The organism is Streptomyces sp. ISL-12 (genome assembly GCF_018614415.1).
Lineage (GTDB): Bacteria > Actinomycetota > Actinomycetes > Streptomycetales > Streptomycetaceae > Streptomyces.
Genome location: NZ_JAGGOO010000076.1, coordinates 26093 through 37070 on the forward strand (window position 1 = coordinate 26093; position 10978 = coordinate 37070).

Consider the following 10978-nt stretch of genomic DNA (forward strand, 5'->3'; position numbering starts at 1 on the left):
TGCTCTTTTGTAGTGCTTACGGATGATGTACCGGATGGTTGGCGACCACCTGGAGGGCCCGTGCGTACCGACATCGACCCGCGCAACCTGATCGGCCGCAAGGCGTTCGACCGCAACGGCACGAGGATCGGCACCGTCGACGAGGTCTACCTCGATGACGCCACCGGCGTACCCGAATGGGCGGCCATACGCACCGGCCTCTTCGGCCGGGACGCCTTCGTCCCCCTGGAGCCCAGCGAACTGGTCGACGGCACGCTGCGGGTGCCCTTCGACCGCGCGCTGATCAAGGAGGCCCCCGACTTCGGCGTCGGCCGCCACCTCTCCCCGGAACAGGAACTCCAGCTCTACCACCACTACGGCCTCGACATCGCCACCCCGTCCCCCCTGCCCGACCGCGACTTCGGCGAGCTGGCGGGCCAGGAGGAGACGACCTGAGGCGTACGGGTACGGGCGCGGCCGTCACCACTGAGCCGCCGGACGGGGCGGCGTCCTCAGGGGGTACGCGCATCCCCCTCGTCCCACACCCGACGGCCACGTCGAGCACCCGCCTGGCCCCGCGCTGGAATCAGCGACGCCGAGTGGCGCCGTTACTTCGCGATCGGCGTCCTCGCGGGCGTCCGGCCCACCCGCCTCGGCACCTCAACCACTTCGGCGGCGTCCACGGCGCGCGCCGCCGACCCTGCCGACGGCAACCGCCTCCTGCTCTTCCCGCTCCTCGCGCACCGGCCGGCGAGGCCACCCGCGCCCACGCCCGACCGTCACCCCGCACCGGCCGGCCCCACCGCGTCCACCGGGCCGGCGGCGGCCGAGGGTCTTCGTTCCACCAACGGCAGCGGATCCGCCGGCTCCAGCTCCGGATCGTCGGTCCGGAAGGTCCGCACCCGCCCCGGCCGGGTCGACAGCGGCGTCTCGAACCGCACCGTGACCCGCCCCAGACCGCTGCCCTGCACCCACCCGTGCCCGTACACGGCGTGCCGCACGTCGTGCCCCGACGGCCAGCGGCGCTCGGCGGGCGGGTGGTCCGGCTCGGCGGCCCCGCGCCGGTCGGCCTCCTCGGCCGGCGCCGGCGGCTGAGGAGGCTCCTCCGCCCCCGCCCGCTCCCCGGCCGCCTGCGCGAACAGGTCCTCCTGCGTGTAGTCGGCCAGCCCGGTGACCCCCACGCCGAGCAGCCGCACCCCGCCGGTGGTGTCCACGGCCTCCAGCAACCGCGCCGCCGCCTCCGCGACCACCGCCGGGTCGTCCGTGGGCCCCCGCAGCGTCTCGGACCGGGTCAGGGTGGAGAAGTCATAGCGCCGCACCTTCAGCACGATGGTGCGCCCGGACAGCCCCGCCTCGCGCAGCCGCCGCACACACCGGCCTGCCAGCCGCCGCACCTCCAGACCGACCCGGGTGCGGTCATGGATGTCCACGTCGTAGGTGTCCTCCACCGACACCGACTTGGCCTCCCGCTCGGCCACCACGGGCCGCTCGTCGTGCGCCAGCGCCATCGCGTACAGCGCGTGTCCGTGCGCCTTGCCCAGCAGCCGGACCAGCTCGTCCTCGCCCGCCTCGGCGAGCTCCCCGACCGTAGTCATGCCGGCCCGCCGCAGGTGGTCGCCGGTCGCCGGACCCACGCCGGGCAGGATCCGCACGGACTTCGGCGCGAGCAGGTCCCGCTCGGTGCCGGGCTCGATCAGCACCAGTCCGTCGGGCTTGGCGTCCTCGGAGGCGATCTTGGCGAGCATCTTGGAGGCGGCGAGCCCCACCGAACCCGTGAGCCCGGTGACGGCCCGGATGTCCGCCCGCAGCCGTGCCCCGGTCAGCCGCGCCGACTCCGCGTCCCAGGCGGCCCCGCCGGCCTCCAGGTCCACGAACGCCTCGTCCAGGCTCAGCGGCTCCACCAGCGGCGACAGCGCCCGCAGCAGCCCCATCACCTGCTCGCTGACCGCTCGGTAGAGCTGGAAGCGCGGCACGAGGTAGGCGGCGTTGGGCGCGAGCCGCCGGGCCTGCGCCATGGGCATCGCCGAGTGGACGCCGTGGACCCGGGCCTCGTAGGAGGCCGTCGCCACCACGCCGCGCGGCCCCAGCCCGCCCACCACGACGGCTTTCCCGCGCAGGCTCGGCTTCGACGCCTGCTCCACCGAGGCGTAGAAGGCGTCCATGTCGAGATGCAGGATCGTGGGCGCGGTTCTCACATCTCCGATGCTGCCCTACGCCACTGACAACGGCCCCGCCCCCGGTACACCCGGCGTGGGGTCAGACCGCCCGGTTGCGCCGCCGGGCCAGCTCGTCCGCCGGATTGTGGCCGACGAGGGTCTCGCCCGTGTCCACCCGTTCCCCGTGCAGCTGCGACAGGGCGCCCTCCACGTCCCGCCACACCACGCCGACGGCGATCCCGAAGATCCCCTGGCCGCCCTGGAGCAGGGCGTGCACCTCGTCGGGCGAGGTGCACTCGTAGACCGTGGCGCCGTCGCTCATCAGCGTCATCCGCTCCAGGTCGCGAAAACCGCTCTCCCTGAGGTGCTGGACGGTGGTCCGGATGTTCTGCAGCGACACGCCGGTGTCGAGGAACCTCTTGACGATCTTCAGGACGACCACGTCACGGAAGCTGTACAGACGCTGCGTCCCGGACCCGTGGGCCGGCCGCACGCTCGGTTCGACGAGTCCGGTCCGGGCCCAGTAGTCGAGCTGCCGGTAGGTGATACCGGCGGCCGCGCAGGCCGTGGGCCCCCGGTAACCGATCTGCTCGGACGCCATGGACGCCGCCCCTTCGCCGCTCGGCACCACCGCGGGCCGCCGCGGGGCGTGGTCGGCCGTACCGCCGGGCTGCGGGCATCCTCCACCCGGACGAATCCGAGAACCCTCGGGAGGGTACGGAGCGCTCGCCCCGAGACCGCGTGCCGGAGCACGCCCCACCGTACCGTCGCCGCTGCTTCTCACGCCGACCTCCGTCCTTGACCTGCCTCCTCGAAGGTAGGCAGTCACCAAGGGTGCGTCAACGATCGCCACACTCGGCACGCCGAGTGATAATCACCCTAAGAGTGGTTTGCCGTGCCCCCTCGTGGGGAAAGGCTAGCCGAATGTCCTTTTCGGACGGCTGTCACTGATTGCTGCTGCCGAAGTCCTCCGGCGAAATCTGGTCGAGGAACTCGCGGAACTTCTCCACCTCGTCCTCCTGCTCGTCCGGGATCGCGATACCGGCGTCGTCCAGCACCGTGTCACTGCCGAAGATCGGCGTCCCGGTGCGCAGCGCCAGCGCTATGGCGTCGGACGGCCGGGCGCTCACCTCGACCCCGCTGGCGAAGACCAGCTCGGCGTAGAAGACGCCCTCCCGCAGGTCGGTGATGCGCACTTCGGTGAGCTCCTGGCCGACGGCTTCCAGCACGTCCTTGAACAGGTCGTGGGTCAGCGGCCGTGCGGGAGCCATGCCCTGCTGGGCGAAGGCGATCGCCGTCGCCTCCCCGGGACCGATCCAGATGGGGAGGTAACGGTCTCCTCCCACTTCACGCAGCAGCACGATCGGTTGGTTGGAGGGCATCTCGACCCGGACACCTACGACATCGAGCTCGTTCACACAGCAACCCTAGGCCGTGCCCGGGACGTTTGGGTAGTCGGGCCGGGAACGGGTGACCGATCCGGGTCCTCCACAGGGCGGTCCTGGCCCTTCCTCGGGCCGATCCGGGCGCCCCCTCAGGGCAGCCGCACCCCGAGAGCGGTCTGCACCAGCGCCGCGTGCAGCTTCACCGCGAGCCCCGCCAGCTCCTTGGTACGGGCCTCCGCGTGCGCCCTGGTCTGCGGGTTCCGGTGGCGCTTGAGCGGGGCCACCACCTGGTCGACCAGCCCGGCCTCCCGGTCGGCGGCGGCCTTCATCACCCTCAGGTGCCGCGGTTCGATCCCGGACCGTCCCAGCTCCACCACGAGAGTGGCCACAGTCACCGTCTCCGCGTCATAGGCGCCGTCGGGCAGCGGCGCGATCAGCCCGTACGCCTCCCACTCGTCGAGCTGCCGTTCCTCTATCCCGGCGGCGGCGAGCAGTTCCTCCCGCCCGATCCGGGCCGGCGCGGCCCCGGCGGAGGGCTCCGGCGCCGCCTCGCCGTCGCGCTGCCGCCCCAGCGTGGGGAGCGGCACCGCCTCCCCGCGCTCCATGGCGTCCAGGTGCTCGCGGATCACCTTGAGCGGCAGATAGTGGTCCCGCTGCATCCGCAGGACGTGCCCGAGCCGCTCGACGTCACGGGCGCTGAACTTGCGGTACCCGGCGGGCGTCCGCCGCGGCTCCACGAGCCCTTCCGATTCCAGGAAACGGATCTTCGAGATCGTGATGTCGGGAAACTCGTCGCGCAGCACGTTCAGCACCGCACCGATGCTCATCAGTCCATCCGTGGCGGTGGTGCCGTGACCGGCACCACCGCTCGGTGTTCGCAGCATGGCCCTTCCCTGGGGATCTCCCCGGACGGAGCCCGGGGCGGCTCAGTAACCCCGCTGGCTCGCGTAGAAGACCAGCCGGTACTTGCCGATCTGCACCTCGTCACCGTTGGACAGGGCGACCTCGTCGATCCGCTCCCGGTTGACGTACGTACCGTTGAGGCTGCCCACGTCGGCGACCGTGAACGACCCGTCCTGCTGCCGGCGGAACTCCACGTGCCGACGGGAGACGGTCACGTCGTCCAGGAAGATGTCGCTCTGCGGGTGCCGCCCGGCCGTGGTCAGCTCCCCGTCCAGCAGGAACCGGCTGCCCGAGTTCGGACCCCGGCGCACGACCAGCAGCGCCGAGCCCAGCGGCAGCGCCTCCACGGCGGCCTGCGCCTCCGGGGAGAGTGTCGGCATCTGGGTCTGCCCGGTGACCTCGGCGTCGTAGGCCTCCAGGCCGGAGATCGAGATCGTGGACGTCGTCTCCGAAGGACGCTCCGGGTGTGCCCCGGCCCGCAGCGGCGCGCCGCAGTTGGAGCAGAAGCGGCTGTTCTCCGCGTTGCGGTTACCGCACCTCGTACACACCAGGGCCGACATGGACGGATCCTCCTGCGGCGGCTGTCCCGCCGGGGTGTTGGACGCGTACGGACCGGGGCCGAACCCTGAACCCGTACTTGAGGTCGACGGTTGCCCGAAACCTATGCCGCCGGACTGCGCAGGGTCAACAGACGGCGCGCCCTGACCACCCACCTGGTCGCGGAACAGCGGACGCTGGCCCTCCGCGTCGGGCTGCGCGCGATGGCGAGCGGTCGCGTTCTCGCCGCTCTCTCGCGCGCTCTTGCCGAACAACTTCGCAAACAACTTCACGGGCGATTCCCCTTGACCGAAACAGACCCGCCCGTGGGGCAGGACGAACCCTGACTGAACGTACTGGCCGACCCGGACATCCTGACAACGTCCGTCTCCACCAGACAGTTTCCACCACGCACCACCCATTCGGTGCGCCGACCCCCCGCAACCTCATGCCCCCGCCGGACAGCGCCCATGCGCCCCCGGTTCACTCGGAGGACGACCGAGCGTAGTCAGGCTGCTTCGCCGCTCGCAAGGCGTCCACGACGATCTCGCTCGACCGCTCAACAGTAGCGGTGGCCTGTTCCTTCTCCAGAGTCTGCACCACTCCCCCAGGGATGTTGAGCGCGGGTTCGAGGTCCTGCGGCTTGCCGATGACCTTGAAACGATAGGGCGCGTCGATCTTGTTCCCGTCGACGCTCACTCCGTCACCGGAGTCCGTCAGATAGGTACCGGCGACGACCCGTACCCCGTTGACCTGGATCGCCTCCGCGCCGGCGGCGCGCAGTTCCTGGATCGCGTCGAGCAGCATGTCCGCCTCGACCGTCCCCTTCGTGTCCGCGATCGTCATCGTGATGCCCGGCCCCTGCGCGGCCACCGTGCCCGCCAGGACGCCGAGTTGCCGCTCCTTCTCGATCGTCTGCTTACGGGCCTCCTCGGCTTGGTCGGAGCTGTTCTCCAGCTCGTCGCGCTGCTCCTCGAGACCCTGCTTCTCGTCCTGAAGACGTTGCGTACGGTCATCGAGTTCATCGAGGATGCGGACAAGATCTTCCTGCCGGGCGCCGCGCAGCGCGCTGTCCCCGTCGCTGTTGGACGCCACCTGAACGGCCAGGCCGAAACCGAGGCCGAACAGCAGCAGGGCGACGATCAGTTGAGCCCGGGTCACCCTCGGCGGCCACAGCCCCTGCACCAGTCGCTGCCGCCCGGTCAGTCCGGGCTCCTGCCGAGCCGCCGGTCCCTGCTCCGCGCTCGGCGCAGGGACCGGCGCCACTTCCTGCGGCAGTTCGGCACGGAGCCGGCTCCCGGTCTTCCCCTGCTGCTCGTCGTCGGCGGTCATCGGCCTCACGCCCGGAACACGTGCCGGCGGATCGCCGCGGCGTTGGAGAAGATCCGGATGCCGAGGACGACCACGACACCGGTGGACAGCTGGGCGCCGACGCCCAACTTGTCGCCGAGGAAGACGATCAGCGCGGCCACGACCACGTTCGACAGGAACGACACCACGAAGACCTTGTCGTCGAAGATGCCGTCGAGCATGGCCCGCAGACCACCGAACACGGCGTCCAGCGCCGCGACCACGGCGATCGGCAGATACGGCTCGACGGCGGCCGGAACCTCCGGCCGGACCAGCAGGCCGGCCACGACTCCCACGACGAGGCCCAGTACGGCGATCACGATGTGCCCTTCTCGGTTTTCGGTTGTGCGGTACGTACGATCACACTCGGCGCGGCCGGCAGCCGGAGGTCGTCCTCCGTGGAGATGCCGGTCCGGATGCCGTAGTTCTCCTTCAGGGCGTTCAGATACAGCCCGTCGGCGCTGTTCCCGAACCGGGTGCCGAGCCGCTGTCCGTCCCCCACGGCGAGCACCGTGTAGGGAGGCACCAGCGGCCTGTTGTCGACCAGTATCGCGTCACCCGCGGCCCTGATCGCGGAGAGCGCGGTCAGCCGCTGCCCGTTGATGGAGATCGCCTCGGCGCCCGAGGCCCACAGCCCGTTGACGACCCGTTGCAGGTCCCGGTCGCGGACCCGGCCGGTGTCGGAGAACCCGGAGGTCCCGCGCGGCTCACCACCACCGCCCGTGGAGGCGTCCTTGGCGTCGTTCACCACGAGTTTCACCCCCGGCCCGTGCACGGCGACGGCCCCGGACAGGATCCCGACCAGCTCGCCCCGTTCGCCGTCCCCGGTGTGCCGGAGCGCCACGCGCTGGCGCGCGCTCACGTCCGCGCGCAGCGCGTCGACGTCGTCCTCCAGGTCGTCCGCCGCCGAGGTCTCCTGGTCGATGCGGTCGATCAATTCCTCGCGCTCCTTGGCGGCGGCCGGCGCGGCGACCCGCGCCTGGGCGGCTCCGACGGTCACCACCAGGGCGGCGAGCACCAGCCCGGCGGCCAGGCCCAGCCTGGCCCTGAGCGTCTTGGGCAGCCCGCCGTTGCCCTCGGCCCGCTTGCGCGCCGCGGCCTCGGCGTAACCGTCATCGAGGCTGTGGTCCATGACGTTGGTGAGCAACGACATGGACGCGTCCGGGCGCGGGGGCCGCGTAGCTGTGCTCCGAACGGGGGGTTGCTGCGGCATGCCGCACATCGTCGCACGCCGCCGCCCCTGCCTCCGAACGGGCCCACCGGCGTGCCGGACAGGCCCCCTTGGAGGCACTTGTCCGGCACGCGCGCGTACTGCGGTGTTTTACCGGCCCGCGCTGTCCACGACCGCCGACCACTCGTCGAGCAGCGCCTGCGCGGAGGCGTCGTCGGGACCCTCGGCCCACAGGTGGGTGACCGCCTCGGCCGGGTCGGGCAGCACCATGACCCAGCGCCCGTCGGCCTCCACGACCCGCACCCCGTCGGTGGTGTCCACGGAGCGGTCTCCCGCCTCCTCGACGACGCGCCGCATGACGAGCCCCTTGACGGCCCACGGGGTCGCCAGATCCCGCCTGAGGACGTGCGCCCTCGGGATCCGGGCGTCGATCTGGCTCAGGGTGAGCTGCGTCCGCGCCACCAGCCCGATCAGCCGTACGAAGGCCGCCGTGCCGTCGTAGACACTGCTGAACTCCGGGACGATGAACCCGCCCTTGCCGTCACCGCCGAAGATGGTCCCTTCCTCACCGCCTACGCGCGTGAGGTCGTCGGGCGAGGTGGTCGTCCACTCCACCTGCGTGCCGTGGTACGCAGCCACCTGCTCGGCGATCCGGGTCGTCGTCACCGGCAGCGCCACCCGCCCGCTGCGCCGCTCGGCGGCGATCAGGTCCAGCATCACCAGCAGCGCCCGGTCGTCCTCGATGATCCGGCCCTTCTCGTCGACGAGCGACAGCCGCTCACCGACCGGGTCGAACCGCACCCCGAACGCGGCCCGCGAGGACGCCACGATCTCCCCGAGCCGCACCAGCCCGGACCGCCGCATGTCGGCCGACTCGGTCGGCCGGGACTCGTCGAGGCCGGGATTGATGGTCAGCGAGTCGACACCCAGCTTGCCCAGCAGACTGGGCAGCACCAGGCCGGCGCTTCCGTTGGAGGCGTCGACGACGACCTTCAGCCCCGACTCCGCGATCCCCGCCGTGTCGACATTACGCAACAGCGACCCGGTGTACGAGTCGAAGACGCTGGCCGGGAAGTGCAGGTCACCGATCTCCCCGGGGAACGCCCGCCGGTACTCCTGCCGCGCGAACACCCGGTCCAGCTTTCGCTGGCTGCCCTGCGACAGGTCGGCGCCCTGGCTGTCGAAGAACATGATGTCGACGGAGTCCGGCACCCCGGGCGTCGTACGGATCATGATGCCGCCGGCGCTTCCCCGCGCGGTCTGCTGCCGCGCCACGGGCAGCGGTACGTTCTCCAGGTCCCGTACGTCGATGGCGCTGGCCTGCAACGCGGAGATGACCGCGCGCTTGAGCGCACGCGCGCCTCGCGAGTGGTCGCGGGCGGTGGTGACGGTGGAGCCCTTCTTGAGAGTCGTCGCGTAGGCACCGGCGAGCCGCACGGCGAGTTCCGGCGTGATCTCTACGTTCAGAATGCCGGACACGCCTCTGGCACCGAACAGGTGCGCCTGCCCCCGCGACTCCCAGATGACCGAGGTGTTGACGAACGCGCCGGCCTCGACGGTCTTGAACGGATAGACCCGCACATTGCCCTGAACGATCGATTCTTCACCGACCAGGCACTCGTCGCCGATGACCGCGCCGTCCTCGATCCGCGCGGCGCGCATGATGTCGGTGTTCTTGCCGACGACACAGCCACGCAGATTGCTGTGCGGACCGACGTACACGTTGTCGTGCACGACGGCCTTGTGCAGGAAGGCCCCGCTCTTCACTACGACGTTGGACCCGATGACGGTGTGTTCCCGGATCTCGGCACCGGCCTCGACCTTGGCGTAGTCACCGACGTACAGCGGCCCCCGGAGCACGGCGTCGGGGTGCACTTCGGCACCCTCGGCCACCCACACGCCGGGCGACAGCTCGAAACCGTCGATGTCGACGTCGACCTTGCCCTCCAGGACGTCCGCCTGGGCCTTCACATAGCTCTCGTGGGTGCCGACGTCCTCCCAGTACCCCTCGGCGACATAGCCGTAGATCGGCTTGCCTTCCTTCATCAGCTGCGGGAAGACATCGCCGGACCAGTCGACGGACACATCGGCCTCGACATAGTCGAAGACCTCCGGCTCCATCACGTAGATGCCGGTGTTCACGGTGTCCGAGAAGACCTGCCCCCAGGTCGGCTTCTCCAGGAAGCGCTCGACCTTCCCGTCCTCGTCGACGATGGTGATACCGAATTCAAGAGGATTCGGCACCCGCGTCAGACAGACAGTGACCAGCGCGCCCTTCTCCTTGTGGAAATTGACGAGCTCGGTCAGGTCGAAGTCGGTCAGCGCATCGCCGGAGATGACGAGGAAGGCATCGTCCTTCAACGCCTCTTCAGCGTTCTTGACGCTTCCGGCGGTACCGAGTGGCTTCTCCTCATTGGCATAGGTGAGCTCCATTCCGAGCTCCTCACCGTCACCGAAGTAGTTCTTGACCAGGGAGGCCAGGAACTGAACGGTGACGACGGTCTCGTTGAGCCCGTGCCTTTTGAGCAGCCTCAGAACGTGCTCCATGATCGGCCGGTTGGCCACCGGCAGGAGCGGCTTGGGCATGCTCGAGGTCATAGGACGAAGGCGCGTGCCTTCGCCTCCGGCCATCACGACGGCCTTCATGTCGGAAGCGTCCTCCTCTAAGAGACGACGGTCTTGGCCGACTTCACCCGCCTTGATTGTCCCGCACTTTTCCAGCACGGGCCATCCGGGCCGTTACGGCCGCACAGTGGGCGAGTTCAATCGGCCATGGTGTCCGCGCGGACCAAGCGGCGGACCTGAACCATGTAGAGGACTCCTGCCCACCAATACAGCGTTGTACCCCATCCGGCGAACGCCCATCCGAAAATAGCAGCGAGTGACGAGACCCATCCACTACCGTCACTGAGCAGCAGCAGCGGGAAGGCGTACATCAAGTTGAACGTCGCGGCCTTCCCCAGGAAGTTCACCTGCGGCGGCGGATAGCCGTGGCGCCTGAGGATGCCCACCATGACCAGCAGAACCAGCTCGCGTGCCAGCAGTACAGCGGTCAACCAGAGCGGCAGGATCTCCCGCCACGTCAGCCCGACCAGCGTGGACAGAATGTAGAGCCGGTCGGCCGCGGGATCCAGCAGCCGGCCGAGGCTGCTGATCTGGTTCCAGCGCCGGGCTAGCTTGCCGTCCAGGTAGTCGCTGACTCCGCTGAGGGCCAGGACCAGAAGCGCCCAGCCGTCGCTCTTGGGGCCGCCGAACTCGGGCCTGAGGATCAGCCACAGGAAGAGGGGCACGCCGACGAGGCGGGCCATGCTGAGAATGTTCGGGATGGTGAGGACCCGGTCAGTCTGGACGCGGGTCTCCTGGACCTCCACCCGGGGGCCTCCTGGATGAAATAAGCCAACAATGCTCCCCGACCTTACCTCAACGCAAAAAAGCGCTGACCCTCGGGCAGTCTGCCCAAGAGCCAGCGCTCTAAGAATTGTTCGGCGGCGTCCTAC

General features: G+C 70.0%; 11 protein-coding genes. 1 reads left to right on the forward strand and 10 read right to left on the reverse strand.

The annotated features are described in order from the left end of the window. The first annotated feature begins 60 nt into the window (after positions 1-60). Positions 61-435: a PRC-barrel domain-containing protein gene (locus J7I94_RS21265; protein ID WP_215168861.1), complete on the forward strand. Its 375-nt coding sequence runs from the start codon at positions 61-63 to the stop codon at positions 433-435. 323 nt (positions 436-758) lie between these two features. Here J7I94_RS21265 and J7I94_RS21270 read toward each other — a convergent pair whose 3' ends face one another. The 10 genes from J7I94_RS21270 to J7I94_RS21315 all read right to left on the reverse strand — a co-directional run bounded on the left by J7I94_RS21270 (position 759) and on the right by J7I94_RS21315 (position 10852). Beyond that, complete coding sequence (locus tag J7I94_RS21270; protein WP_215168863.1) at positions 759-2174, reverse strand: DNA polymerase IV; 1416 nt, start codon at positions 2172-2174, stop codon at positions 759-761. A gap of 61 nt (positions 2175-2235) precedes the next feature. Beyond that, entirely contained in the window at positions 2236-2919 is a 684-nt protein-coding gene (locus J7I94_RS21275) for a MerR family transcriptional regulator (RefSeq protein WP_215168865.1), read from the reverse strand. 160 nt (positions 2920-3079) lie between these two features. Next, complete coding sequence (locus tag J7I94_RS21280) at positions 3080-3553, reverse strand: bifunctional nuclease family protein (protein ID WP_188183535.1); 474 nt, start codon at positions 3551-3553, stop codon at positions 3080-3082. Positions 3554-3669: 116 nt separating this feature from the next. Next, positions 3670-4404, reverse strand: coding sequence for a MerR family transcriptional regulator (locus J7I94_RS21285; RefSeq protein ID WP_215168867.1), 735 nt, complete (start codon positions 4402-4404; stop codon positions 3670-3672). A 42-nt stretch (positions 4405-4446) separates the two neighbouring features. Continuing rightward, positions 4447-5382, reverse strand: coding sequence for an FHA domain-containing protein (locus tag J7I94_RS21290; RefSeq protein ID WP_215168868.1), 936 nt, complete (start codon positions 5380-5382; stop codon positions 4447-4449). A gap of 61 nt (positions 5383-5443) precedes the next feature. Continuing rightward, positions 5444-6292, reverse strand: a complete 849-nt coding sequence (locus tag J7I94_RS21295) for a DUF881 domain-containing protein (protein ID WP_215168871.1) — start codon at positions 6290-6292, stop codon at positions 5444-5446. Between the two features lie 5 nt (positions 6293-6297). Further along, a complete protein-coding gene (locus tag J7I94_RS21300) occupies positions 6298-6630 on the reverse strand; it encodes a small basic family protein (RefSeq protein ID WP_003977440.1) in 333 nt (110 codons plus the stop codon). Further along, positions 6627-7463, reverse strand: coding sequence for a DUF881 domain-containing protein (locus J7I94_RS21305; protein ID WP_251075495.1), 837 nt, complete (start codon positions 7461-7463; stop codon positions 6627-6629). Before J7I94_RS21305 ends, J7I94_RS21300 begins: the two co-directional genes overlap by 4 nt. Before the next feature lie 168 nt (positions 7464-7631). Further along, a complete protein-coding gene (locus J7I94_RS21310) occupies positions 7632-10127 on the reverse strand; it encodes a mannose-1-phosphate guanyltransferase (protein WP_215168875.1) in 2496 nt (831 codons plus the stop codon). 116 nt (positions 10128-10243) lie between these two features. After that, positions 10244-10852, reverse strand: a complete 609-nt coding sequence (locus J7I94_RS21315; protein WP_215168877.1) for a CDP-alcohol phosphatidyltransferase family protein — start codon at positions 10850-10852, stop codon at positions 10244-10246. Positions 10853-10978 lie beyond the last annotated feature (126 nt).